This is a genomic window from Xanthomonas sp. JAI131, assembly GCF_013410075.1.
Taxonomy (GTDB): Bacteria; Pseudomonadota; Gammaproteobacteria; order Xanthomonadales; family Xanthomonadaceae; genus Xanthomonas_A; species Xanthomonas_A bonasiae.
The window spans coordinates 132034-156573 of the sequence record NZ_JACCCN010000006.1 but is presented as its reverse complement, the minus strand read 5'-3'; the positions used below and the strand labels follow the sequence as shown (position 1 = coordinate 156573).

At 63.3% G+C, this 24540-nt stretch carries 35 protein-coding genes and 2 pseudogenes; 2 read left to right on the top strand and 35 right to left on the bottom strand.

Annotated elements, in window-relative coordinates:
• Positions 1-191 precede the first annotated feature (191 nt).
• On the bottom strand, positions 192-2288 hold the full coding sequence (locus HDC36_RS22115; protein WP_179571017.1) for a S9 family peptidase: 2097 nt from the start codon (positions 2286-2288) through the stop codon (positions 192-194).
• A gap of 282 nt (positions 2289-2570) precedes the next feature.
• On the opposite strand from HDC36_RS22115, the gene HDC36_RS22110 reads away from it, so the two are divergent.
• Positions 2571-2933, top strand: coding sequence for a TfoX/Sxy family protein (locus HDC36_RS22110; RefSeq protein ID WP_179571016.1), 363 nt, complete (start codon positions 2571-2573; stop codon positions 2931-2933).
• 36 nt (positions 2934-2969) lie between these two features.
• Here the strand turns inward: HDC36_RS22110 and HDC36_RS22105 are convergent, their stop codons facing one another.
• Positions 2970-3437 (bottom strand): metallophosphoesterase family protein, encoded by a 468-nt coding sequence (locus HDC36_RS22105; protein ID WP_179571015.1) that lies wholly within the window; start codon positions 3435-3437, stop codon positions 2970-2972.
• Between the two features lie 140 nt (positions 3438-3577).
• Between HDC36_RS22105 and HDC36_RS22100 the strand changes: the two genes are divergently transcribed.
• On the top strand, positions 3578-3883 hold the full coding sequence (locus HDC36_RS22100) for a hypothetical protein (protein ID WP_218848638.1): 306 nt from the start codon (positions 3578-3580) through the stop codon (positions 3881-3883).
• Between the two features lie 76 nt (positions 3884-3959).
• Here HDC36_RS22100 and HDC36_RS22095 read toward each other — a convergent pair whose 3' ends face one another.
• The 33 genes and pseudogenes from HDC36_RS22095 to HDC36_RS21935 form a co-directional block, all read right to left on the bottom strand.
• A complete protein-coding gene (locus tag HDC36_RS22095) occupies positions 3960-4286 on the bottom strand; it encodes a hypothetical protein (protein ID WP_179571013.1) in 327 nt (108 codons plus the stop codon).
• A 102-nt stretch (positions 4287-4388) separates the two neighbouring features.
• Complete coding sequence (gene acpA, locus HDC36_RS22090; RefSeq protein ID WP_179571012.1) at positions 4389-6089, bottom strand: acid phosphatase; 1701 nt, start codon at positions 6087-6089, stop codon at positions 4389-4391.
• Positions 6090-6249: 160 nt separating this feature from the next.
• Entirely contained in the window at positions 6250-6810 is a 561-nt protein-coding gene (locus HDC36_RS23595; RefSeq protein WP_255432867.1) for a hypothetical protein, read from the bottom strand.
• Entirely contained in the window at positions 6770-7168 is a 399-nt protein-coding gene (locus HDC36_RS22080; protein WP_179571208.1) for a VOC family protein, read from the bottom strand. The genes HDC36_RS23595 and HDC36_RS22080 overlap by 41 nt, the downstream gene beginning before the upstream one ends.
• A gap of 116 nt (positions 7169-7284) precedes the next feature.
• Complete coding sequence (locus tag HDC36_RS22075) at positions 7285-7650, bottom strand: hypothetical protein (protein WP_179571011.1); 366 nt, start codon at positions 7648-7650, stop codon at positions 7285-7287.
• Positions 7651-7710: 60 nt separating this feature from the next.
• The gene (locus HDC36_RS22070) at positions 7711-7998 is read right to left on the bottom strand and encodes a hypothetical protein (protein WP_179571010.1); all 288 of its coding nucleotides are present in this window, start codon (positions 7996-7998) and stop codon (positions 7711-7713) included.
• Between the two features lie 25 nt (positions 7999-8023).
• The gene (locus HDC36_RS22065; protein WP_255432866.1) at positions 8024-8512 is read right to left on the bottom strand and encodes a YcxB family protein; all 489 of its coding nucleotides are present in this window, start codon (positions 8510-8512) and stop codon (positions 8024-8026) included.
• Positions 8513-8591: 79 nt separating this feature from the next.
• Positions 8592-8786 (bottom strand): annotated as a pseudogene (locus tag HDC36_RS22060) (AI-2E family transporter); the annotation flags it as partial.
• Between the two features lie 36 nt (positions 8787-8822).
• Positions 8823-8930: pseudogene (locus tag HDC36_RS23355) on the bottom strand (YfcE family phosphodiesterase); the annotation flags it as partial.
• Between the two features lie 215 nt (positions 8931-9145).
• Positions 9146-9589: a DUF3592 domain-containing protein gene (locus HDC36_RS22050; protein WP_179571008.1), complete on the bottom strand. Its 444-nt coding sequence runs from the start codon at positions 9587-9589 to the stop codon at positions 9146-9148.
• Positions 9590-9805: 216 nt separating this feature from the next.
• Positions 9806-10204: a VOC family protein gene (locus HDC36_RS22045; protein WP_179571007.1), complete on the bottom strand. Its 399-nt coding sequence runs from the start codon at positions 10202-10204 to the stop codon at positions 9806-9808.
• Between the two features lie 56 nt (positions 10205-10260).
• A complete protein-coding gene (locus HDC36_RS22040; RefSeq protein ID WP_179571006.1) occupies positions 10261-10902 on the bottom strand; it encodes a DUF2625 domain-containing protein in 642 nt (213 codons plus the stop codon).
• 332 nt (positions 10903-11234) lie between these two features.
• Entirely contained in the window at positions 11235-12221 is a 987-nt protein-coding gene (locus HDC36_RS22035; protein ID WP_179571005.1) for an AI-2E family transporter, read from the bottom strand.
• A 213-nt stretch (positions 12222-12434) separates the two neighbouring features.
• Positions 12435-12752 (bottom strand): hypothetical protein, encoded by a 318-nt coding sequence (locus tag HDC36_RS22030; RefSeq protein ID WP_255432865.1) that lies wholly within the window; start codon positions 12750-12752, stop codon positions 12435-12437.
• A gap of 95 nt (positions 12753-12847) precedes the next feature.
• Complete coding sequence (locus tag HDC36_RS22025) at positions 12848-13408, bottom strand: hypothetical protein (protein ID WP_218848636.1); 561 nt, start codon at positions 13406-13408, stop codon at positions 12848-12850.
• Positions 13381-14058 carry a DUF1963 domain-containing protein gene (locus HDC36_RS22020; RefSeq protein WP_179571004.1) on the bottom strand — a complete coding sequence of 226 codons (678 nt, stop codon included), beginning with the start codon at positions 14056-14058 and terminating at the stop codon, positions 13381-13383. The genes HDC36_RS22025 and HDC36_RS22020 overlap by 28 nt, the downstream gene beginning before the upstream one ends.
• A gap of 46 nt (positions 14059-14104) precedes the next feature.
• On the bottom strand, positions 14105-14650 hold the full coding sequence (locus tag HDC36_RS22015) for an NADAR family protein (protein WP_179571003.1): 546 nt from the start codon (positions 14648-14650) through the stop codon (positions 14105-14107).
• A gap of 78 nt (positions 14651-14728) precedes the next feature.
• The gene (locus HDC36_RS22010) at positions 14729-15148 is read right to left on the bottom strand and encodes a hypothetical protein (RefSeq protein ID WP_179571002.1); all 420 of its coding nucleotides are present in this window, start codon (positions 15146-15148) and stop codon (positions 14729-14731) included.
• Positions 15149-15218: 70 nt separating this feature from the next.
• Positions 15219-15542, bottom strand: coding sequence for a hypothetical protein (locus HDC36_RS22005; protein ID WP_179571001.1), 324 nt, complete (start codon positions 15540-15542; stop codon positions 15219-15221).
• A gap of 59 nt (positions 15543-15601) precedes the next feature.
• Complete coding sequence (locus HDC36_RS23680) at positions 15602-15922, bottom strand: hypothetical protein (protein ID WP_179571000.1); 321 nt, start codon at positions 15920-15922, stop codon at positions 15602-15604.
• Positions 15923-15988: 66 nt separating this feature from the next.
• Positions 15989-16795, bottom strand: a complete 807-nt coding sequence (locus HDC36_RS21995; protein ID WP_179570999.1) for a trypsin-like serine protease — start codon at positions 16793-16795, stop codon at positions 15989-15991.
• 82 nt (positions 16796-16877) lie between these two features.
• Positions 16878-17111, bottom strand: a complete 234-nt coding sequence (locus HDC36_RS21990) for a hypothetical protein (protein ID WP_179570998.1) — start codon at positions 17109-17111, stop codon at positions 16878-16880.
• Positions 17112-17166: 55 nt separating this feature from the next.
• Positions 17167-17388: a hypothetical protein gene (locus HDC36_RS21985; RefSeq protein WP_179570997.1), complete on the bottom strand. Its 222-nt coding sequence runs from the start codon at positions 17386-17388 to the stop codon at positions 17167-17169.
• Positions 17389-17887: 499 nt separating this feature from the next.
• Positions 17888-18571 (bottom strand): hypothetical protein, encoded by a 684-nt coding sequence (locus HDC36_RS21980; RefSeq protein WP_179570996.1) that lies wholly within the window; start codon positions 18569-18571, stop codon positions 17888-17890.
• A gap of 139 nt (positions 18572-18710) precedes the next feature.
• Positions 18711-18980 carry a hypothetical protein gene (locus tag HDC36_RS21975; RefSeq protein ID WP_179570995.1) on the bottom strand — a complete coding sequence of 90 codons (270 nt, stop codon included), beginning with the start codon at positions 18978-18980 and terminating at the stop codon, positions 18711-18713.
• A 698-nt stretch (positions 18981-19678) separates the two neighbouring features.
• Positions 19679-19915 carry a hypothetical protein gene (locus tag HDC36_RS21970; protein WP_179570994.1) on the bottom strand — a complete coding sequence of 79 codons (237 nt, stop codon included), beginning with the start codon at positions 19913-19915 and terminating at the stop codon, positions 19679-19681.
• 99 nt (positions 19916-20014) lie between these two features.
• Complete coding sequence (locus HDC36_RS21965) at positions 20015-20374, bottom strand: hypothetical protein (protein WP_179570993.1); 360 nt, start codon at positions 20372-20374, stop codon at positions 20015-20017.
• A gap of 71 nt (positions 20375-20445) precedes the next feature.
• Entirely contained in the window at positions 20446-20709 is a 264-nt protein-coding gene (locus HDC36_RS21960; RefSeq protein WP_343204369.1) for a hypothetical protein, read from the bottom strand.
• A 458-nt stretch (positions 20710-21167) separates the two neighbouring features.
• Positions 21168-21491 carry a hypothetical protein gene (locus tag HDC36_RS21955; RefSeq protein ID WP_179570991.1) on the bottom strand — a complete coding sequence of 108 codons (324 nt, stop codon included), beginning with the start codon at positions 21489-21491 and terminating at the stop codon, positions 21168-21170.
• Between the two features lie 169 nt (positions 21492-21660).
• Entirely contained in the window at positions 21661-21858 is a 198-nt protein-coding gene (locus HDC36_RS21950; RefSeq protein WP_218848635.1) for a hypothetical protein, read from the bottom strand.
• Positions 21859-22357: 499 nt separating this feature from the next.
• Complete coding sequence (locus tag HDC36_RS21945) at positions 22358-22738, bottom strand: hypothetical protein (RefSeq protein ID WP_179570989.1); 381 nt, start codon at positions 22736-22738, stop codon at positions 22358-22360.
• 56 nt (positions 22739-22794) lie between these two features.
• Positions 22795-23115: a hypothetical protein gene (locus tag HDC36_RS21940; protein WP_179570988.1), complete on the bottom strand. Its 321-nt coding sequence runs from the start codon at positions 23113-23115 to the stop codon at positions 22795-22797.
• A gap of 394 nt (positions 23116-23509) precedes the next feature.
• On the bottom strand, positions 23510-24181 hold the full coding sequence (locus HDC36_RS21935) for a hypothetical protein (RefSeq protein ID WP_179570987.1): 672 nt from the start codon (positions 24179-24181) through the stop codon (positions 23510-23512).
• Between the last annotated feature and the right edge of the window lie 359 nt (positions 24182-24540).

Here is a 24540-nt window from a genome sequence, read left to right as displayed (position 1 = left end):
CTCCACGGCTGCAACGCCGCGAGCCCGTGTGAGGGCAGTGTCCAAGGACTGCACGCCGACGGATTGGTCGGCGCACCATCGCGCATCGCGGTCATGATCGCCGCGGCGCAATGCGCCATCGCCGCCGTGGCGCTGCCGCGACGGCGCCGATGCGTGCACGACGGGAGGCACGCATCGGCGTCGGCGAGGACTTACTTGCGCACGCTCTGCGTATGCGACTTCAGCGCGTCCTCCAGGCCCGGCACCTGCGCCGCGCCGTCCGGCACGCTGAGGCTGGAGCCGACCAGGTCCTGGCCGAACGGCTGCGTGCGTCCGCCCAGGCACTTGCCCAGGAACGCTTCGCTGACCGCGTTGAACGCCTTGCTGTTCTCCGGCCGGGCGAAGCCGTGGCCTTCGTCGGGGAACAGCACGTAGGTCACCGGGATCTGCTTGGCCTTCAGCGCGTTGACGATCTGGTCGGCCTCGGCCTGCTTCACGCGCGGGTCGTTGGCGCCCTGGCCGATCAGCAGCGGCCTGGCGATGCGGTCGGCGCGGCTCAGCGGCGAGCGTTCGTCCAGCAGTTTCTTGCCGGCCTCGGTGCGCGGATCGCCGATGCGCCGCGCCATCTGCTCGAAGCCGGATTTCCAGTACGGCGGGATGGTGCTGAGCAAGGTGTTCAAGTTCGACGGGCCGACGATGTCCACGCCGCACTTGAAGGCGTCCGGGGTGAAGCTCAGCCCGACCAGCGTGGCGTAGCCGCCGTAGCTGCCGCCCATGATCGCGACCTGGTCCTTGGTCGTGACGCCCTGCTGCACCGCCCACTGCACCGCATCGAGCAGGTCGTCGTGCATCTTGCCCGCCCATTCGCCATCGCCGGCGTTGGTGAAGCGCTTGCCGAAGCCGGTGGAGCCGCGGTAGTTGACCTGCAGCACCGCGTAACCGCGGTTGGCCAGCCACTGGTTGTAGCCGCTGTAGCCGTAGTCGTCGCGTGCCCACGGCCCGCCGTGCACGAACAGCACCAGCGGCACCGGCTTGTCGGCCTTGCCGTCGCCGTTGGCATCTGCCTCGCGCGGCAGGGTGAGGTAGCTGACCAGGGTCAGGCCGTCGCGCGAGCGGATCTCCTGCGGCCACTGCGGCACCAGCGGCTGCCCCTCCAGCGCCGGGCGTGCGGCGAACAGCTTGGTCAGCTTGCCCGCACCGGACGGTGCGCGGTCGTAGCGGTAGAACGTGGCCGGCGCATCGGCGGCGGAATAGGCGACGATCCAGGTGCGGTCGTCCTGGGTGCGGGTCAGCACTGAGATCTCGCCCGGGCCGATCGCCTGCAGCTGCCTGATGTCCGCGGCGATGGCCGGGTCCAGTACCTTCCATTCCGGGCGCATGTAGTTCGATTCCACCGCCTGCACCACGCCGCTGCGCGGATCGGTCAGGGTGCCGCCCACGTCCGCGCGCGCATCCTCGAACAGCAGCTTGCGCGTGCCGCTGGCCACGTCCACCGCGTACAGCGCCGAGGTGTCGCGCTGGCGCGAATCGACGAAGTACAGCGTCTTGCCGTCGGCGCTGAAGCCGGACGGCGCGGTGGTCAGCGAATCCTCGAACGGGATCTCCTCGCGCTTCTGCCAGCCGCCCTTGCCGTCGGGCTGCAACAGGTCTTCGCCGCCGTCCTCGCGCGAGCGCGTCGCCAGCCGCACCTGGTAGTCGTCGTCGGCCAGGTACTCGCCGATCTGATCGGTGTTCTTCTGCAGCAGCGTGCGCTTGCCGCCGGCCAGGTCGACCCGGTACAGATCGTGCCACTGCGCGTCGCGGTCGTTCATGCCGACCAGGATCGACTCCGGATGCGTGCGGCTGACCGCCACCACCCGCGCGCGGGTCTTGGGGAAGTCGCTGAGGTCGCGGCCGTTGCCGCCCTTGGCGACGTCGAGCGCGAACAGGTGGAAATCCTCGTCGCCGCCGCTGTCGCGCATGTACAGCAAGGTGTCGGGCAGGAACGACCAGAAATAGGAGCGGATGCCGCGGCCGCGGTCGTGGGTGACGGCGCGCGCCTTGTCGGGTGCGTCGGCCGGCGCGACCCAGACGTTGAGCACGCCGTCCACCGGCGCCAGCCAGCTCAGGGTCTTGCCGTCGGGGCTCAGCTGCACGCTGCTGCGCTCGGGGTTGCCGAACAGCACGTCGCGCGGGATCAACGGCGGTGCCGCGGCGGCCGCTGCCGGCGTCTGCGCGGCCGGCGCGTCCTTGGCGGCGGGAGCGGCGGCCTGCTGCGAGCAGGCGGAGACCGCGAGGACGAGGCTGGAAACCAGGACGAGACGCCGCATGAGTGCTCCGGGAACGTTGTTGGCGGGAAGGAATTGTTACTTTATAACAAGTGAGGATTCCAGTGCGGCAGGTGCCGATGCGGCCACGCGTAATGGATCTGCGACGCGCTCCAGTATCGGTTGCCGGCGGCCGTTGCGACTTCGGGGTTCGGTGCCCGGACATGGGCGTATCGGCGTGGCGCAGGATGCTTCCGATGTGTGGCGCACCCCGGCGCCGCCGGCGCTTGCGCTTTGCCGGCCGCGATGCAAAATCCGGCATCGACCCAAGCGCAGAGCGACGACATGGCCTCCGACGCCAGCTACGTGGAATACGTCATGGAACAGGCGGCGCTCGGCGCCGCGCTGACCTGCAAGAAGATGTTCGGCGAATACGCGCTGTACCTGGACGGCAAGGTGGTGGCGTTCGTCTGCGACAACCAGGTCTTCGTCAAGCCGACCGCCGCCGGGCGCGCGCTGCTCGACGATGTGGTCGAACAGGCGCCGTATCCTGGCGGCAAGCCGCATTACCTGATCGACGAGGGGCTGGAGGACCGGAGCCTGTTGCAGCGCTTGCTGCGCGCCACGGCGCAGGCATTGCCCGCCCCCAAACTGGCCAAGGCGGCCAAGGTCGGCAAACGCGCGAGCCGGCCGCCGGCGCCGCGGTAGAGCGCGCGTCGTTTCCCGGAATCCCGCAGCGCCGCTTCAGGTCAGCGCGTGCAGCTCGCCGCGGACGCCGCCTGCCTGCAGATGCAGATAGCCCACCCCGATCGGCAGGCTGAAACGGCGCGGCCCGGCACTGCCGGGATTGACGTACAGCACGCCGTCGCGGCTCTGCAGCAGCGGTTTGTGCGAATGCCCGCTGACCACCACGTCCACGGAGGCGGGATCGCGCGCCAGCGTCTTCAGATCGTGCAGCACGTGCAGGCGGATGCCCGCGATGTCGAGGTCCAGGGTGTCGGGCAGCGCCTGCGCCCACGGCGCGGTATCGATGTTGCCGCGGATCGCATGCAGCGGCGCGAGCGCGCGCAGCGCATCGAGGATTTCCGGCTTGCCGATGTCGCCGGCATGCACGATGGCGACGCAATCGCGCATCGCCGCCAGCGCCTGCGGCCGCAACAGGCCGTGGGTGTCGGAGATCAGGCCGATTCGCAGCGGCGGCACGGTAGGCATCGGCAGGGCTTGGCAACGGGACGGAGTGCTAGCCTAAACCCCACGTTCGCAAGGCCGCGTGCCGGTCGAGCGAAAGGCTTCCTTCACCACGTCGCGAGAACCGCATGTCTGCAGCGCTTGATCGGGAACCAGCGGCCTACGTGGAACAGGCCGACGCCGCCGCGATCCGGGTCCGGGCGATGCGTAACGAACACGATGCGGCGCTACGTGCGCTCGGTTTCGCACGCACCGGCGAGGCTGGCGTCTCTGCCATGGTGGTGCGCGACGATGCGGAAAAGGCCGAGGCCTTCCACGCGCTGCGCGAACTCGGCCTGGCCTTTGCCGCCGGAAGGGAGTGGTGCCCGGCAGAGGTCTTCGGCTATCTGCGCGACAAGGGATTGCTGAGCGGCCCGTTCCTGCGCATCGCCTGGACCCAGCCGGGCCGCTACCGAGTGGATGAGGCGTAATCGCGTGCCACGCGGGCCGGCTGCTCGCGACCGCGCATCCTGGCCGAGTCGCCAGGCGCATCGGCGAGTGTGGCCGCTACGTCCCTGTTCCGCCGTGATGCGGCGTGCAGCGTCGCATCGCGGCGCCCGATGGATGACCGCGTCGATGTGGCGGCCATCCGGATCCCTCACGAACGCCGCGTAGTGCGTGCGGGTGGGTACCTGCGATGCCGACGTCCAGCGTGTCGGGCAGCGCCCGCCCATGACGCGGCATTGATGTCGCCGCGGATCGCTGCACCCACGCGCGTGTGGGCAGCGCATCGAGGATCACGGGGTTGCCGATGTCGCCGGCGTGCACGACGACCACGCGATCGCGCATCGCCGCCAGCGCCTGCGGCCGCAGCCGGCCGTGGATGTCGGACATCCGGCCGATTCGCAGCGGCGAAACGGACGGCGTCGGCGGTGGCCTGATGGGAGGCCGATAGCCCGGCTGCGCAGGCGGCTACCGTTCTCCCCTGGCTCCGGCTCAGGCGAAGTGCAGGGCGGCGGTCAGGTCGCCCGGGCGCACCCCGCTGACGGCCTGCATGGCACGCTCCCGTTCGGCCAGGCCCGGCAGCGTCTCCAGCCCGAAGCGGCGGGTGATGAAACGCAGGATCGAGCCGGTGTCGTAGACGCTGTGGTCGACATGGCCGCGCCTGGCGTGCGGCGATACCACCAGCGCCGGGATGCGCGAGCCCGGCCCCCAGCGATCGGCCTTGGGCGGAGCCACGTGGTCCCACCAGCCGCCATTCTCGTCGAAGGTGATGAACACCACCGTCTTGTCCCACAGCGGGCCGTTGCGCAGCGCGTCCACCACCATGGCGATATGGCGGTCGCCGGCGGCCACGTCGGAATAGCCGGCGTGCATGTTGAGGTTGCCCTGCGGTTTGTAGAACGCCACCGGCGGCAGCGTGCCGGCCTGCACATCGGCGATGAAGCGGTTGTCCGGGGCGCTGTCGCCCAGCCCGCCGTCGCGCAGGCGCCGCGCGCGCGCGGCCGTGCCGGGAGCGAGATTGGCGAAATAGTTGAACGGCTGGTGGTGGATCTGGAAATTGGGGCTGGTCGGGAACTCGGGGGTATCGCCGGTGTCGCCCTTGCCCTGCACCGCCAGGCCCCAGCCGCCGGCATACCACGCCCAGTCCACGCCCTTGGCATCGAGCGCGTCGCCGATGTGGCGGTGGGTCTGCGCCGGCAAGGTGTCGGGACTGTCGGGGGCGGCGTAGTCGGGGCGCGCGGGGTCCTGGCTGGTGCTGGGCTGGAACGGCGGGCTCAGGGTGTTGACCGCCCAGAAGTCCGGGGTCAGCGCACCGTTGCGCACGAAGCGCGGCTTGCCGTTGAGCGCGGTGTCCGGCGAATCCTCCTGCACGGCCAGGCGGATCTCGTCGGGCCGGTCGCTGGCCATGGCGCTGATCTGCAGCCGCGCCGGGCTGGTGTCCGCATGCGGGTAGTACGGCGCCTGCGCGGCGACCAGATATTGGTGGTTGAGGAACGAGCCGCCGAACGCGCCCATGAAGAAGTTGTCGCACAGCGTGTACTCGCGCGCCAGGCTCCACAGCCGCAGCGTGGCCGGGGCGTCGGCGTAATGGCCCATCACCAGCCCGCCGGCATCGCTCCAGGCGGCGAAGCCATCGTTGCGGCCGCCATTGATCTGCATCTGGTTCTCGTAGAAGCGGTGCACCAGATCGCGGGTGACCACGCCATGCGGCAGCGGTTTGCCGTCGGCCGTGCGCAGCGGGAACGGCGCATTGGGCAGCGGGCCGATCGCATCCTCGCCGATCTTGTAGCGGCGGTGGTCCACCACCTGCTCGTCCGGCGCCAGCCCGCCCCAGATCGGCGGCAGGATGTCGAGCACGCTGCCGTCGCGATCGACCTGCCGCGCCTGCGCCGGCGTCACCGCCGACAGCGGCCGCTGCAGCCCGGGAAAGTCCGGGAACAGGTTGTTGAAGCTGCGATTCTCGGCGTAGATCACCACCACGTGCTGGATCTTCTCGCGCAGCTGCTTGTCCAGGTCGCTGGCCGACAGCGGGCTTTGCGGCGCGCGTCTGGCCGCCTCGGCGAGGGCCTCGCCGGGGCCGATGGCCAGCGCGCCGCCGGCCAGTGCCAGGCCGCCGAGCAGGCGACGACGTTGCGGATTGTCGGGAGTGGCATCGGCGTCGGTGGACACGGGGTCCTGGGGCGGCTTCTTCACGGTGTCATGGGCATTGGGGGAAAGGCATCGGCCAGTGTGGGCCGCGCAAATGACAAGTCAAAGCGGGCGGGACGGCTGGCCGGCGCGGCGTTCAGCGGCCGTATCGCAGACCGTCGCCGATGTCCCTGGATCAGGCGGAACGTGGGCGCACCGCATCGGCTCAGCGGCGCCGCGTTGCGATGCCGAGGATGTGCTTGCACAGGTCGGCGTAACGGCCCGAGTCGTCGCGGGCCGCCGCCCCGCTTTCGATGGCCTCGCTGAGTACCTGTCCAAGCCGCGCGTGCCCCACGCGTGCAGCCAGCTCGCTCAGTTGCGCCTGGAAGCCGCACTGCATGGCCGCGATCTGCTGCGCATCGTGCCCGAGCCAGGCATGGCCTTTGTCGTTGTACATCGCCGCGCCGTGTAGCGCTTCGTCCAGAGCGTGCGACGGGTCCTGCTGATCGGTTGGCATCATGGCGACCCTGGCGTGTCGTCGGATCGCCGCCGTGCCCTGGTGCGATCCGACAGGAAGGGGGGGCGCCGACCAGCCGATCCAGCTGTGTTCGACGGCGGAGATGTCCTGCAAGGCCTTGCGTTGCGGGCAGCGCCTCCTGCGATCGGCCGTCGGCATGGCGCGCGCCGACGCCAGCAGCGATCGGAATGCAGGCGAGCGCCCGCCAACCGCCGCGGTGTCGCTGCGCTTACAGCGCCCGATTGATGACGGCTTCGATGTGGTGTCCATCCGCATCCACCACGAACGCCGCGTAGTAGTCGGGGCCGTAGTCCGGGCGCAGGCCGGCGGCGCCGTTGCTGCGGCCGCCATGCTGCAGCGCCGCCGCGTGGAACGCGGCGACCGCGTCCCGGCTGGGTGCGGCGAAGGCGAGGTGGAAGCCGGGACCGGGCGCGCGGGCACCGGCGCCGCGCAGCTCGATCGCCAGCTTGTCGCCGCCGCCGGGCAGTCCATAGCCAACGGCCTGGTCGTCGTCCCCCGGACTCAGGTCTTCCCATACCCGGACATAGCCGAGCGCACCCAGCACGGCATCGTAGAAGCGCGCGGCGCGTTCGATGTCTGCGACGCCGAGAGACACGTGATGGAGCATGTTGCGGAGTTCCTGGTCGAGTGGAGCGGCTGCGCCGTTGCGGAAGCGGAATGCCATGGCGTGTGGGACTGGTGCGGATCGGACGATTCGACGCGTGGTCCGACGCGAGGGGCAGCTTACCAACGCCAGCCGTACTTCTTCATCCGCTTGCCGTGCACCCGCATATCCTCCGCGGCCGTGGAGCCCTTGCGGGCCCTTCCATAGCGGCCGACCTGGTAGGCGGCAAGCGCAAGCAGGACGCCCAGCAGCGCATAGCCGACATGGCGAACGTCTTGCAGCGCGAAGGCGAGATACACGTTGCGCAGTGCGCCCAGAACCAGCAACAGGGAACATCCAAGCATTACCAGGCGCCTGACGCCAAGCCATGTCGTCGCAATGGCTTCTTCTGCAGAGCGCATGGGCCTGCGCCGGCGGCGCAGCCAGAGCAACGCGCAGAAAAGCACTGCCAAGAGGCCGAGAATGTAGATTGCAGAATGCGGCACGCAACGTCCCTGTCAGCCCCGATATGTCAGCGCCGCGCCAGAGGCGCCGGCTCGCGTAGTTTAGGTGTCATTGAGCGGTTTGTGGTTCGCCCACTCGCGCTCGAACTCGGTGCGATCGATGCGAAACGGCTCGAACTCGTCTGGATCGAGCGCCGCGGCACTGAGGCCTCCATACGCATCCTCAAGGCGGTCGCGGTGGTAGAACAGGACCGGGCCGGCGTCATAGATCTCGATCTGCCGGCTCGGCCAGAACGCATCATCGGTCTCGAACAGCCACCAGGAGTGACCCCATGCGTCGTAGCGATCGGCGCGGGACTGATTCCAGCGGCGTTTGTAGTAGTGGGGCATCGGGTGGCCGCGACCGTATCCGGCGTCAGGAAACCTTGCCGCCCGCAGCCAGGATCCTTGTGCGGATGAACTCCGCGGCTTCCGGGCTGAGGTCGGCGAGAGGCAAGGTGACGAATTGAGACTTCGAAAGCAGCAGCAGCCAATAGGAGTCGAATCGCCACACTTCGCAGACTGCCGACCAGGGCATGGTCGTGGTGCCAGCGCCGGACGAAAGCGACAGCGAGGTTTCGGATGCCTCAAGCGTGCCGAGGGGAGTACCCATTGCATCGAGCTTGAGCAGCGAGTTGCGATAGTGGATGGCGTACAGCGCTACGGGAAGGGCAATGCCGAGCGCCAGTACGCTTGCCAGGACGCCGACCAACCAGGAGGCATTGCCGCCGCGAACGAGGAACACGAGGGGTCCCGCCACCAAGGCCAGGGCGACGCCATAGCGCAGGCCGACGACGCGCCACCAGTAGCTCGCCACGGCTTGCCGGATCAGCTTTTTGTCGTAGCTCAGGGTGGCGCGGTGCATCGGATAACGTCCGCATTGGGCGCCGCTGTGCGGCGGCATCGGTCATGGAGATCCGGAGTCTACGCGTTACCCGGCCGGATCAATCCGCCGGTACGGTATCGTTTGCTTCGTCCAGGGCATGGTGGACGTACAGGTGCTTGACCAGCACGTAGATCACCACGGTCAGCGGCGCCGCCAACACCACGCCCATCGGTCCGAACAGCACGCCGATGCCGAACAGCGAGAACAGCAGCAAGGCCGGCGGCAGGTCCACCGCACGCGCCTGGATCAGCGGCAGCGCGTGCAACTCGCCGCGGACGCCGCCAGCCTCCAGATACAGATAGCCCATGCCGATTGGCAGAGTGAAGCGACGCGGCCCGGCGCTGCCGGGATTGAGGTGCAGCACGCCGTCGCGGGTCTGCAGTGCGGGTGCGTGTGCAGGCCGATCCGTAGAGGCTGGGTTGGACGCATGGGGGCCATTCGCAACGGAGGGGTGCCGCTAGCCTAATCGGGGGCACAGCAAGGATGCCGCCAGGGCGCTGGCTTCGGAGAACTGCCGCCAGCGCCTAAGCGCTCGGATGGATCCCCACGTTATGGTCCGATGGTGCCATCGACCTTACGATCATCAGCATCGAAGTGGTGTGGCGCCTGCGTTCAACGCCCTTGCTGCGAACGATCGGTATCGCTGCTGCGCCAGCGAACGGCCTTTGCCAAGCCGACGCCGCCGAATATCAGGCCCAGACCTCCCAGGAACCCAGGGACGCCCCACAATGCGCCCGGATCATCGACGATGGCGCTGCCTGCGGGCCGCTCGGGCAGGTAACGCACCCGCACTCGCTGATCCTGCCGATAGCCGGAGATCAAGCCGCCCTGGGGATAGGAAATTTTTTCGCCAGCACCGGTAGTGAAGGCGATCTCAGGGTGCGAACCGCCGGCGTTCAAACGGCTGACGACGCCATCGGCGATGCGTGCGCGGGCGAGGAACGCGTGCCGATTCAGCGCAAGATTGACGGCGATGCCCAGCAAGCCGATGCCGATCAGGGCGAACAGCAGGCCCAGCAACATCTTCCCGATGTGGGGCGAGGAGTGGTTGGACATGGTTCTCGGCGTTCGTCCATGAAAAAAGGGAGCCAGAATAACAAGAAGCTTCGCCGGCGCATTTCCCGATGCCTCGCCATCGCCGACCAGCGTTGCGCAACGATGCGGAATGGGGTCCGGTTGGAGGAGCGAACGAAGTCGCGGAAAGCTTCTCGACGGCATCCATCGATGCACCGATGCTCGCGCTCGCTAGGAGGCCTCGAGCGTATCCCGGCGTCAGTGCATCGGGTTGAGGACGGCCTCAAGACGATGGCCGTCGGGATCGACGACGAATGCGGCGTAGTAGCTGTCCCGGTAGTCCGGACGCAGCCCGGGAGCACCATTGTCCTGACCACCGTTGCATAGCGCCGCCGCATGAAATGCGTCGACGGCAGCGTGGGTATCCGCTGAGGAGGCCAGATGGAATCCGGGACCGGGCGCTCGCGCATCCGCGCTCCTGAGCTTGATGGCCAGCTTGTCGCCGCTACCGGGAGTGCCATAGCCGACGGCTTGATCGTCGACTCCCGGGGTCAGGTCTTTCCCTACGCGCACGTAGCCGAGCCGCAGAAGCGCGGCGTCGTAGAAGCGCGCCGAGCGCTCGATTTCGGAAACGCCCAGGAAGATGTGGTGCAGCATTTGGATAGATGTCTTTCAGCGCTGGACAGTGGATGCTACCCGAAGCGGGGACGGGTTCATTCCGCTTCGCTGGCCCACCCTGTATGGGAAGCGTAGTGTTCGGCGACGTCGATCAGCTTGCGGGAGCTGGATGCAACGGATCCTTCCTTGCTCCAAAGAAACGGAAAGAAGCTGAAACACTGGCTTCCACCGGCCTGCCTCACGTCTGTCTCCCACCCGGGCCAGCGCAAGCCTTCGTAGAAAATGTCCAGACGGTCGCTGAGCGCCCAGCGGAGGAAGTCGGTGTAGCCGATATCCAAGGCTTCCCATCGCAGCGTGTCGGGTGCGAAGTAGTACATCGCACCCAGGTCGCTTCCCAGGCTGCCGCCGTTCACCGAGAAGAAGCCACCGGCCACATCGTCTGCGACCAATAGGTGGCCCGAAGCGCGGCTAGCATTCCACTCGACGATGTCGCGCGGCAACTTGGGATGGCCCGAACCGAGGATGCGCAGCCAGCCGTGATCGATCAACAGCCCGCCGGTCTCGTACGCGATGGCGCCCATGGGGGAGCGGGTCGTGACTTGGAGACCGAGCAGAACGCCATCGCGTTGTTGCGAAGGCGAGAGCACCTCGAACGGCCGGCTGGCTTCGGAAAGCCATTGCCTGACCAGCGGCATCGCCGGATCATCGCGGTCGAGCAGTTCTTGCAGCGTCAGCATGAATGTCTGATACCTGTACAGCGTGGTGCGGCCAAGCAAAGGGGTCTATCCGACCGCAACGCTTCAATTGGCCTCCAGGATACCAGCCCACGGAATCCCGGACGAATGCGATGCCGGACGCACCGCCTTGCTCGGCGGCGAGCACGATCCAGAGGATCGGGCGCCGCCCGACGTGGCCGGAGCACGCTCCAGTTCCGATGCAAATCTATCCGCTGGCCAGATCGTTTGGCCGACCGACCCACGCATTTCCCGGCAAAGGCTGACTCTTGGGGCGATTGCTTGGCATGTCCTGGTGCAGAGCCCACGAGGTGGCCTCGGACGACTCCAGCGGATCAGGTCACCGGCACGGCGTCGTCGGGGTCGTCCAGGGCATGGTGAACGTACAGGTGCTTGACCAGCACGTAGATCACCACGGTCAGCGGCGCCGCCAACACCACGCCCATCGGTCCGAACAGCACGCCGATGCCGAACAGCGAGAACAGCAGCAAGGCCGGCGGCAGGTCCACCGCACGCGCCTGGATCACCGGTTGCAGCACATGGCCCTCGATCTGCTGCAGGACCACGAACACCAGCAGCGCGCCCAGCGCCACTTGCGGACTGACGGTGAAGCCGAGCAGCACCGCCGGAACCGCCGCCACGATCGGGCCGACGATCGGGATGAAGTCCAGCAGCGCGGTCAGCAGGCCGATGCCGAGCGCCACCGGGACGCCCAGCAGCCACAGCCCAAGGCCGGTCAGGCTGCCGATCACCAGCATCGCCAGGAACTGACCGCCCAGCCAGGCGCGCAACACCTGGCCGCTGGCGGCCAAGGCCTCGTCGGCGACATCGCGCCGGTCGCGCGGCAACAGCCGCAGCAACCCGCGCCGGTACAGCTTGGGCTGCGCGGCCAGGTAGACGCCGCCGACGATCATCAGCACCGCGTCGGTGATCCCGCCGCCGGCCGACAGCACGATCGCGCCGGCATGCGTGGCCAGCGTCGAAGCGCCGTCGCGCAACTGGTCGGGGATGCTCTCGATCTGCGGCCCGAGCGGGCCGGACTGCAGCCACGCGTGGAACTTGTTCCATGCCGCCGGCAGCGTGGTCCGGAACGCGTCGATCTGGGCGGCGACTTCCGCGCCGAACAGCAACACGATCGACGACAGGATCAGCACCAACAGCAGGATCACCAGGCCCAGAGCCGCCCACTCCGGCACCGGCAGCCACTTGCGCAGTGCCGACGCCAGCCCGTGCAGCAGCACGCCCACCACCACCGCGCCGAACACGACCAGCAGCAGTTCGGAGAGCTGCCAGGCCAGCAGCGCCAGGCCGGCCAGCGCCATGACGACCAGGACCCGCGCCGCGAAGGGCCGCAGCGGGGACGGAGAACTTGGGGCGGAGGACAGCATCTGGAACATCCCGGCAGAACGGCAGTGGGCGGACGATACGGTCAGCGAAGTGCAAGCCGAGCGAAGGGCGCGAGGCGCCGGGCTTGCCGGAACCATGCCGGTCCATGACCGGGGCTCTCGGCGCGGATGACCGGTCCGGGCGCATTGCTAGCATTGGAAGAAGAAGTACACGAAGGCCAACGCCAGGCCGCCCACCCACACGGCGATCATCCCGCAGAAGCCAAGGACGATGACGGCCGATCGAGAAAGCCAACGCATGCCGCGCGAGCGCCGGACGAGGTAAGCGAACAGCAGGCCGCCAACGACGATGCCCACGGCGACGACGAGCCAGCCCAGCAGGTTGACGGTCGGATCCTTCGGGCCGAATTCGGGCGGGCATTGGCTTGTCGCGTAGGCGGGGAAGGAGAATGCAAGCAGTGCAACAAGCGCGCTGCCTGGCGAACGCCGCTGTTGAATCCCTGTCATTGCTGGCGCAGCGATTGCACAATGGCCGCACGGGCGTCGACGGAGGCCAAGACCACGACAGGCGAAACGGCAGGCGCGGGACGTAGGTCGCATGCCTATCTGAGTTCCTTGCGAATGACCAACTTCAAGCCCGACCAGATCGCGTCCACCGCGCAGACCTTCACGTCGACAAAACCGAGCGGTAGCGCCAACTCCCGGATGGTGTCTTCGGTGATGTCGGTCGGCAGTTTCGATGCCTTCTTGGGCCAGGACACCCAGACAACGCCATTGGGTCTGATCGCGCTTCGCAGCACCGCAAGTTCGGCTTCCAAGACACGCTTGCGCTCGGCGAAGAGATGCACGATGTCGGTGGCAGGGGAGACGGTCGATTCGAAGATGGCCCCAGCGGGAACCGGCTCGAGCAATGCGCGGTAGTTGTCGGGCGCGTATCGCGCAACCACGGTGCTGTTCGCCGCGATACCCAGCTTTTGGGCGAGAGGTGTTCCGGAGTAGCCGGCGGGCTTCATGTCATGACTGTCCGAATGCCTGACTTCGTGGTGGGGCCGGGCCGGAAGCACGAACACCGCCAGGGTGAGCACCCAGACGACATTGCGCTGGTGGCTCGGCTTGGATGCATCGTCGGCTGTATTCAGTAGAACTGGCAAGACCATGACCATTGCCCTTCGGGCGAGCGGAAGAAGTAGCCGACTCCGTTGTCTGCCCACATCCAGCCCACTTTTTCTTCCGATGCCACCTGGAAGACGAAGTCCTTCAGGCCGACGCCATGCTGGACCTCGACAGGGTATCCGCCGAATTTGGTACCGGCATGGCGCGCGAAGTCATCGAAGAATGCAGCGGATGCCGCCTCGTCGTCGTTGACGGGCGTCAGGTCGACGCAGTCCCAGGCATCTTCCCACCCGGGAGCATCGTCCTCCACCTCGCTCCAGCTGATCGGAAAAGGCCGAAACGGGTGCCTCATGGAGGGAAGCGGCTGCAGGCCATCCAGCGACCTGTACTCGCGGACCAGCCAGCCATCGCCATGCGGGCGATCGAATGGGTGGCGCTGCAGGTTCTGGAACAGCACCAGCAACGCGATGCCTTGCAACTGCGGGGGAACGAAGGGCAACTCGTCGATGCGGACCTGCAACAGCGGAAACATCGGCTCGCCATTCCACGAAGGAAGGCCTTCGTTCGGCGGGCCGACTGCGCGGCAGAACCATGAAGTCAGCGGGTCTTCGGGTGGGCGGAAGCCGCCGACCGTAGCGACGGAAGCACGGCGCAGCTTGGTGCTCAGCTGGTTCAGTACTTCGAGTGCGGTAGGGGTCATGGGGGTGCAATGAAGTGTCGGCGGCGCAGCATGGTCCGCAGCGTTCCTAGAAGCCGTCGCGCACCTGCATGAGGGCGAAGCCCAGGAGATTGAGGCCGAGCCAGAGGTTCGGGTTGCCTGCCCTTGCGTCGTCTTGGGCGAGGCCAATGCCCCAGATGGTGTCGACGGGACTCGCCTCGACGAGAATGCGTGAGCCTGTTTGCTTGAGGAACAGGCCCAACGCCGTGTTCTGAGCAAACTTGGCCTCGTTGGCACGGACCACCACGGCGAAGCGATTCTCCAGCCAAGTCGCCTCATCGAAGCCGCGCACCTGCCGCCCTAGCGCCTTCGCTGCTCCGGGCGTAGGCGCCTGAAGTACCAACGCTCTTGTTGCCTGATCCCCGAACAGCGCGGCCTTCTCCGCCATTATGAAGTGTTCGGCTGTCGGATAGCGCTGCCCTTCAGCGACGAACGGAGCTTCATACCATTGGCTGAAGCAGGATGCGGTCACTTTGCCTTTGCTGGTCCGATGACCCCAGAAGAAGAGGTACTTCAGGTCCTCGCCAGCGTTGAAACGGTAACGAAGGGCTTCCAGAGGCTGGGAATCATGCATGGTGGATGTCATGGCGCCTACGCAGGAATCAATCTGCACCGCGAAGCGGCGTACGCTCGAACAGCACGCCAGGGTCCATCAGTCCCACCAACAGGCAACGGGGCGTGTCTCGCGGGGAACTTGATAAGGCTCGTATGGTTGATCCACGAAGCCGGTCCAAGTCTCGTCGGGCTTTAGGTGCTTGGGGAACCATGTCGCCACCTCCTCGGGTGTGGCGGAGGTCATGATGTAGACGGTATCCGAAAACGGCCACTCGGGACAGTCGAATGCGGTGATCTGAACGCGGATGTCTTCGACATCCGGACGCTGTGCAATAGTGCGGAAGAGGTTGTGGAACGCGCCGGGTCCCGGAGCGCCGTCAAGGTTGCAGCCGATGCTCCCGACCTCGACGTTACCCTCGAAGAACTCGTCGACGGTCAGCAGTGGTCGCGGGGTGCCAGGCTTGTCGGGATGCCCTAGACGGCTGACGCGCTCGGTGATGCGGTCGAGAGGGGTCATGTGGCTCTAACGTTTGAATTGAACTGATGCGTGCGGCGGCTTTGGCTTGAGCGCATTGCGACGGCTGGCCTCACTCACGCCCCCGCATGTTGCTTGCCTTGATCAGCTTCGTAACGGTGAGGACGCGTTTGCATACGCCGAGATTGCCATAGCTCCCCTGCGGTCCGAGTATGCCCTGTACCGTGACATGCGAGATACCCCAGCGCTCCGGCAACTCAGCTTTGGACATGTCGCCGTTGATGCACCATTTTTCGCTCTTGTCGGCAGGAGTCAGATAGGCGAACTCAAAGTTGTAGAAGTACTCTCCCGAGTAGATATCTGTGCCATCCGAGGTGGTGGCGCAGCCTGCGCAAAGTGCCGAAAGAAGTGCTATCAAACCTGTTTGACGTCTCATGCTGTGCCCCAACGTCGGGATTGAGCCACGCCGCGAAGCGGTTCGGCTTAAATGAATTGTTAGGACTGTACGGCAGCATTGCCGGGCTCTGAAAAGGTGCCGAGTAAAGTTTGCTCGAAGCCGGCAATGCTTACGGTTTTGTAGTCAATCATTCGGATGCGGGAGACGGCAAGCTCGACAAGCGATGGGGCCGCATCGGCCAGGCGGTCTTTGATGCCGGGATTGAGGTCCAGGAGCGGAAAAGTCCAACGAGGATCGCCCACTTCGAGGAAGTCGTGAAGAGGCAGCTTGCTCGGGCACTCGTAAACGATAAGCCAGTAGGATCGGAAGTCCCCGACCTCGCGAAGCTCCAACCCGCAATAGCTGCAATGTCTGGGCATAGGCCTACGTGTGCGTTGGGCCTGGCTGCGAAGCGGCCTCGGCTTGAAGGGGCAGTCAGCGCCCGCCTACGACTGCGTAGATAGGATGCTCTCGATCCACTGGCTGTAGTGACTCAGGCGGACATTGCAGGTGATTTGACCATACCTCCCGGGCGTTCTGATAGCGCTTTGAGGATCCGACCATGAAGTCAGTCCAGCCACCAGCCAATCCTTGTCAGCCTGGATAAGGACGGGCCCGCCGCTGTCGCCACTTCCTGACCCACCCTCAAGGGGAAGGGCGTCCGATGGCTTGTCGAACACATAGCAGAGCCAGCGGCCATCGGCGCTGGTGACCGTGTTATAAGCGCGGCGAAGCTCCGTGCGGTGGGAGCTGCCGAATGCATAGCCCGTGACGCCGTTACCGGTAGCGCCTTTCCCCATGACCTTGATGGTCTTGCCGAACTCGTCATCGCGCTTGTTGAGTGCGGCTGGCGAGACATCGGTAACAGGTTGTGCCAGCTTGAGAAGTGCGATGTCATCCGAGGAGGAGAGCGCCACCCGGAAAAGCGTCCAATCCCAAGTGGCGAGCGCCTGGTCCAGCAGCGCTTGTGGCGGCTTCTTGTATCCGGGGTGTATCACGACACGTTCAACGTCCCTGGATATCCCATTGATAGTGACCTGCTTGATGTCCGGTTGCCAGGTGACCGCATGGGCAGCGGTTATCACCCATTGCGGTGCAACCAGCACGCCATGTCCCTCACCAGGCATGTCGACTAGCGCAGGCAACTCAGATGCCGGAACTCGGTACTTCGCGTCATCCACGTCATCCCGAATGACGATTGCGCTTGCACTGAAAGGCACAACGAATAGTGCGAGCAACAAGAGTCGTGTCATATGCGATTCCCTTGGAAGGATCTCCGAGTGGCTTGCGCCTGAGCCAAGCCAAGCCATGATGCGGACGCCGCTGAACGAGGTGTCAGGTGGGCGCCCCGCGCTCGATCAGTACGAACTCCTCCGCCGTCTCCGTCGTGTAATGCACAAGCCCGGCGAAATCCGTGTCGACCATGATGCCTGCGCCAAGATATGCCCAACTGTCCTCGTCCGGCAGGTACTCGTTTGTGTCCATCGAGGCAATGACGCGGCCACGGTAGGCCCCGTCGATCCGGAGAATGTCGCCAACTTCTATGTCTGTGCCATCCGCGTACTTCATGCTGTCGCCTGACGTTCGAGCTAGGTCCCGCTGCGGAACGGCCCCCGATTGAGCGCTAGGCCGCCGCTGTGTGTCCCGGCCGCCAACCAAGGAGGCGGGCAGGCAGGAACAGGATGGCGTGCAGGAGCGCGAACACTGCGGAGAACGTGATCCCCACTAGGCGAAAGGGCAAGGTCAGTAGCCAAACGATCGGCCACAGCACCAAGACCAGCAGGGCCAGCGGCCAGCACAGAACAAAGAGAAGGCACCAGGCAACTGTCGCAATTAGTGCTTTCACGACGCGGCTCCTTTGGCCCGTGAGCGGAAGCGGAAGGATTGCAGCTCCAGGGAAATGCGGCAACTGGCGTGCGACGAACTAGCCAAAGCACCGGATGAAGCGCCAGATATGGCGACGAACTCTCCCAGTGGGCTGACGCCTGAGTCAAGCCGATCCGCGAGGCGAGTCCGGCCGCGATGGTTAGGCAGCATCCGCAACGCCGCACGCGCCATAGCTTGATGCTACTGACGTCAAGGGCGCTGACGATCCGAGCAGCCATGGACCTCCAAGTCCGAAAGATGCTTGTTCAACGCCTAAGCGACCAGGCCCAGGCACTCAACGTGGCGTGGCCGTCTTTTTGGTGTAATGCACAAGCGAGGTAAACGGGTGACGATGGCAGGACGCCAAGCCCAGGTCTGCGAAAAACGTACCGCGTTCCGCCAGACCGAGCTTGCTGACTTGCCATTGGCGCCCCGCTTGACCGAGGGGTCAGGCACCAGCGCGGCCGCCGATGCAAAGCCTACGGGTGTAGAGGCCTGAGCGGCGCGACTTGCAGGTTGGCGTATTGGCCGTCATCTGAATCGACGAAAAGTCCAACAGGGCGTTCGGTATCACCGCTCGACAGCCTGGCGACGACCAGGCTCGGCTCCTTTGCGTGATTCACGAATACGCGCACCTGGCTGGCGGTCACCTCAATCTTGGCGTGAAACCAGGTGTCCGGATCCGGGGCCGGGTTCACTGCCTTCTCGAACTGGCCCGGTGCGCGTTTCCTCAGATGCTCCCAGGTGTTTTCCGGCCACGCTATGTACTGTACCGAGCGGTTGCGAATGGGCGCTTCGGCGTTGAAGTTGAACGGCCGAAAATACACGGCCTCGAAGGTCTTCTCGTCGATGACGTTGAACGCTACGCCGAGAAAGCTTCTCTGCTTGACGTTCTTGCCCTTCAAGTCGACCTCAATCGTCCCGGTCGAGAAGGTCAACCCGCGCGGAAGCGCCAAACCCACGATTCCAATGGGTGGGTCCCCTTTGGCGATTAGGCGCACCGCAGTGCTCCCATCCTTCTCGGTGCGCTCGACGTTTGCATGAAACACCTTCCACGACTTGCCGTCGGCAATCGTCGAGAGATCCGGCGTGGAAGGTTGCGCCTGAGCTGCATGACCCAGGCCAAAAACTGCAACAAGCACGGTGAAAGCAATAGTCTTCATCGCAAACCTTTCTATCGTTGATGCTGCACTGAGGTCGCCCATGATTGGCCTTGGTGGGGCGAGATGCAGGTTGTATTGGCCTGAAACCTAAGCCTTGAGTCAAGCCGCGCCGCGGAGCGGGTTCGGCTTGAATGAATTATTAGGCCGCCATGCCGAGATAGCTGACGGCCAGTGCTTGAGCAGAATCTAACGTATCGGCGATGGAAACCCTACCATCTTCAACCCACCACTTTCCCTTCCATTGCGGCTCCATCTTGCCCCGAATGTGGCGCTGTACGCGAAACCCATCCCATGTTTGATAGATGCACGCTAGTCGTTGAGCGTCTGACGATGCTTCGACGGAAACGCGATCCCAGCTGTCCGGAGCTGACAGGAGAAGATTGGCGCCTACGACCTTGATTGCTTCCATAGCGGTCTGACGCCTGAATTAAGCCGAGCCGCGAAGCGGCGTCGGTTTGAATGAATTGTTAGGCACCGCCCGAGACACGCAGAGTCGCGGATGCGGCGCCCACTTTGATGCTAAGGCCGCTCATGAAGTTGGCCGTGAGGTGGTTGCAGCCCTCAGAAGGTCTATTTGAGGTAAATGCACGCATCTCAGCTAATAGGTCGTCCCACATGAATCCAAGGGAGTCCAAGCAGCTATCCTCGGTGAATGGAACTGCCGGGTCTCGCTCCTGGGCTTTGAACAAGTACACCCCAGCAAAGCTGAGTGAGAGCTCAGGCGGGTCCGATGGCTTTACCCAATCGCCGGTGCCACGGCACCAATGTAGCTCTAACGTCTGTGGCGCTGGGGCGTATGACATGCCCTGAAAGTCAAAGTTGTTGTGCAGATCAAAACGGTCAAGCCCGCGCTCAAGCGCGATAAAGTCTTCTGCAATTGAAAAGCCAATTAGCTGCATGCGGTGCCTAACGTTTGAGCTGAGGGACCGACGCCGGCATGGCGCTTGGCCCGCGCAGCGGATAATGGCACTGGCCGGTGAGCAGGCCAAGTGCCATGCCGGTGGCGGCCCACTCGAGCGAAGGGTTAGGCCGCACTCGCGACCTGTGAAACTGTGGTGCGATTGTTGGCGCTGGCCCGGTGCCCGAGGGTCGCCTCACCGGAGGAACTCACTCGGCTGCGGCGACCACGAAGTGCGGGGAAGACCTGAATTCTTTGTGTCTGTCCGAGAAGTGCACGTGATCGTATGACGCACCCATGCGAAGCATTTCGTCAGCGCATGCAGCTAGGAAGCGGCTCAGCGCCTGCAGTTCTTTGGGCGTAGCGCACAGCGTGACCTCCGCTAGCGTGAGCGGCACTACTTCCTCGGGTGGCTTACCTTCATCTGCGTACCCGTAGAGCTTCATGATGATGTGGTTCCTACGGATCCAGTCCGAGTAGCCCGATGAGCTTGATTCATGAGTTGTGCCGAACGCGAGGTGCTGTTGTGCGGCCTAACGTTTGAATTAAGGGGAGCCGCGAAGCGGCTTCCGCTTGAATGAATTGTTAGGCCGCGCAGCGACGCCCCTGACTGACAGGAAGAAGCTCACCGCGACAACCAAGAACAGCAATGACGGCAAGAAAACCTCAACGGTGACAACGATCCAGTTGACGGCAGGATGAGGTTGCGACGGATTGCCGTAGTTGAGCACGAGGTAGGTGCTGAGGTTGGACAGGAACGGCCAGAGTGTGAGCAGCGTGAGCGACCACGCAAGTGCAGAACTGCTGCGGCTGCGCAAGCGCCGGCGCAACATCCAAGCCGAAATCATCAGCACCAAGAGTGCGGCGAGACCGGAGATTGCGAGAAGACTGTTCAGATCAGTCACGATATCGTTCCTTAGCAGCCTAACGCCTGAGTTAAGCCGACCCGCGAAGCGGATTCGGCTTGAATGAATTGTTAGAGCCCTGCCCGCGACAGCGCATGAGTCAATTCCAACTGGTTGCAGCCATGGTCCTGCAGGATGCCGTCAGCATCTAGCACCCCAACCTCAAATCCCTCCTCAACGTCCTCGTAGTAGAGCAGGCCAGATGGCAACTCTGCAACGACAAGGACATGCTCCAAGGCACGGCTGCGCTGGAAAGGGACTGAATAAAACGGCACGCGATATGAGGCGAATGCGGCTTGCTGGGTAGGCGAGCAGCTAGGGAACTGATCGGCCACCAGCGCCTCAAGCTCAACGACTGTAATGGGCTGCCAAGTTTCCAAAGGGCTCTAACGCTTGAATTAAGCCGCGTTGCGAAGCAACGTCGGCTTGAATGAGTTGTTAAGCAGTGAGTGGCCGAAACGGTTGAGACCGCAACCGTGCTCCCCAGCACTGCCCGCCTGAGCCGAGTGTGCCACAGCTTGCGGGATGAAGCTTGCGCCGCAATGCCACGAGGCCTGTTGGCTCCGAAGCCAGGCGCAATGAGTGCCGCGCGGCAGCGACACGAAATGACGAAGCGGCGGACTGTCCGATGCCAGTTATGGTGAGAACCCGTATCCGGAGCCGACCGTGTGCGCGCCAGTGAACTGGTCGAAGATGCGAGCACCGATGCTGTTGCTCCACCACGGCCTAACGCTTGAATTAAGCCGCGTTGCGAAGCGGCGTCGGCTTGATTGAATTGTTAGGCGGCAACCGGCTATTGCCGAAGCGCGCCGCTAACCTTGCCGTGCTCCGTGCTGCCGAACAGGCCATAAGAGACATGAGACCCCTCGAAGGTTGAGCCAGAAACATTGCCTATGAGAACAGTGTAGGCGTCGCACAGCTCGGTGGATAGCAGGATCTCGAGCTTGCCAGATTGGTACTGATAAGCCGGCCGGGATACCTGCCCCTGCGGCGCAGAGAGCGGCTGTGCCTGGAACCAGTTGCCGGAAATGCAGGTGTCGGCAGGTGTGTTCGTGAGAGCAAAGCTAAATGATTGCGTCTGGCTCTTGTCGGTGACTACAAGATCCCAGATACCCATCACCGCGTTTGGCGCAGGCGCTTGTGTAGGACTTATCCGGCCAGAAGACGCGCAGCCAGCCATGAGAAGGATTGAAAGAGTGGCCGCTGCGAGAACTCTCATTTCTGCCTAACACCTGAATTAAGCCGCGCCGCGAAGCGGCGTCGGCTTGAATGAATTGTTAGGCAGGTCAAAATTTAAAGGTGACATGCGAGCCCCCAATACGAGCAAGGTTCTCCAGCGTCATTGGCATGCTTTGCGATGCATTGATGATGTGACCGCCGCTACTCGCAGCGAGGCCAACCAATTTCTCTAGCGTCATCGGCATGTAGGTGTGAGCTAACAGATCAAGGCACGCGCCCAAGCTGGCAAGCGTCTCCAACGTCATTGGCATCGGACTCATACTAAAACCTCCAAGTAATTTTTATAGGCCTGCCTAACGTTTGAATTAAGCCACGTTGCGCAGCAACGTCGGCTTGAATGAATTGTTAGGGCCCAGCCGCGACCCATGGAAGCGCTGATCGCGTTAAGCCCGCCAAAGAAAGCACAGAAGATAGCCCTGGCTCGACACTGGCAGAACTATCAAACCTAACGGTGTAACCAAGTGGCGGTGGACTAAGTTTGTAGCGAACAAGCTCAACGTATTGACCATCATAGAGCTGGAATCCAACCGCGAGCCAGTCCCCTAGTCCTGGCTCGGTTCCCTCAAGTATATCTCCGAAGACCTTGCTTACGACTAGATCATCCAAAGGAAGTACGGCCACATCTCGATAGTCGCCGCTGGGCCAAGATAGGCCGGGATCAACCTTCGAGTGTGTGGACACTGTATTGGGCCCTAACGCCTGAATTAAGCCGAGCCGCGAAGCGGCTTCGGCTTGAATGAATTGTTAGGCACTTGGCAGCAGGCCTTCACTTGCCAACGCCTCCATTACGGCCGGAAGCGTGTATTTTTGCCAAGGAATGGTGCCCTTTGTATCGTCATCGCGGCAGAACTCCCCAGCATCAAAGGCCAAATAGACCTCCAACGGGAAGCCCCTAAGGTCAATGTCCATAATTCCGGAGAGCTGGTTCATGGCCACGTCTCCGTCTGCATAGGACATCTCGCCGTTTACGAACTCCTCTGCGACTACTTTGGCAAAGAGATAGCACAAGCGGTCTCTATCCACGCCGTGCTTTAGGCAGAATGGCTCAAAGCCATCGGGCCAAAGTGTGTTTCCGCCCACGCGCTTGATGCATACGTCAATCAGTTGGCGAAGATCTTCGTCCATGTGCCTAACGCCTGAATTAAGCCGAGCCGCGAAGCGGCTTCGGCTTGAATGAATTGTTAGGCACCAGCGCGATCTCCACCAGTGCTAGTGAGATAGACCTTGCTGCCGATAGGGATCTGGTCCTTGGACAGCGAGGAGGGCAAGCCAATGGGCGCAGAAGGACTGTCCGGAAGCGGCATGCGGCCATAGTTGATCATCTCTACGCCAGCTATTTGTGTGTCGATGCGGTCGCCGCTGGGTGTGACAATGAAAATCGGAGTGCCAATCCGAATTGATGGAAGGCTAGGCTTGTTAAGAATCCCGGGAACAAGAACCGGTCCCGGACGCCCCGAAAGCTTAAAGATCTCTTCGACTGTGAAGAGCAGGATCTCTGACATGGTGCCTAACACCTAAGTTAAGCCGGCCCGCGAAGCGGGTTCGGCTTGAATGAATTGTTAGGCCGCATGCTAGCGCAGTTGCGGCCGCCAACTAAAAGACTGACATCCAGTCGTTCGCCTCAAGTAGAGCTAAGAAAGCGTCAATTGAATCGATCGATAGGTCAAACGTGGTGCGGTACCCGCCCTTTGGATGGACTCCAACAATCTCAACGTTATCCACCCCAGGCGCGCTTTGAAGCAACGCGAGAATTTGCATCCTTTCATCGTCCGTATGAGTTGTTACGCCTTTCCGACGCATTAACCGTTGGTACTGATGCATGCTATGCGGCCTAACGCCCGAATTAAGCCGAGCCGCGAAGAGGCGTCGGCTTGAATGAATTGTTAGAGACGATGGCTAGTAGACCTGAATGTACTTAATGCTTATAGCGTTTGAACTCAGCCATAAATGAATCTCCTTGCTCAAGCAGCCGTAGACAGTCTTGCTTTGGTCGAACCCAGGATCCTCGCAGAATAGGATCGTTGAAGCGGTGGTCTTGCTAGATTTACAGAGTGCCTGAAAGACGTAGGCCATAAAGTTGTGACAGGCGCGCAATGCGTTGACTGAATCATCCGCGCAACAGAAGCTTGGGGTCTTTGGAAGGTCAAGCGCTGGTGTTCTTGGGCAACGAGCGGTTGACTCGTCCTCCGACCAGTGCTCCCAAATCACGGCCTGTGCTTTTGGGTGGACGAACAGATCTCGCACTCTCTTGATCTCCACTACCTGCTGCACCTCGTGCCGCGCACGATCTATGGACGCGCCGCGACGCCTAAGACGACAGAACAGGTCGAACTTTGACAGGAACGGAAGCTTGTCTATGTCGCTGGCAAATCCATTGCCAAGACTAAGGGATTCAATGCAGGCGTTGGCACTGGCCTCGATGAAGTGAGCAGTGGCGAGCAACGAGTACCGGGCCATAGAGTTGCTATGGTCAAGATCCTTTGTCACAGCAGATCGGTACGCCAGCTCAATGCTGTCGCTAAAGAAGGTGTAAGTGCTTCTGTCGACCTCTGCTGGACCTTCAACCATCGTCTCTAACACCGGAGTTAAGCCGACCCGCGAAGCGGGTTCGGCTTGAATGATTTGTTAGGCGACTGGCTCAAGATCATTGGGAAATGCACCGGCAACTGCCCACTCGCCGTCCGTAAAGTCCTCAGCAATGTCTCTACGCCTCCATGCCCGATTGAGATGAGCATACACATGGCCTAGATCTATCCGAAACTCAGGCTCTCCATACCCTGAACTCGCAGATATCTCCTTGATGAGGTTGTCCAAGTGCTCACGCGCATCCTCAAGGTCGTCAAGGAGCAGGGACCAGCCCACTGGGTTGTCGGTGCAATTAATCATGGTCCTGTCGCCTAACGCCTGATTAAGCCGAGCCGCGAAGC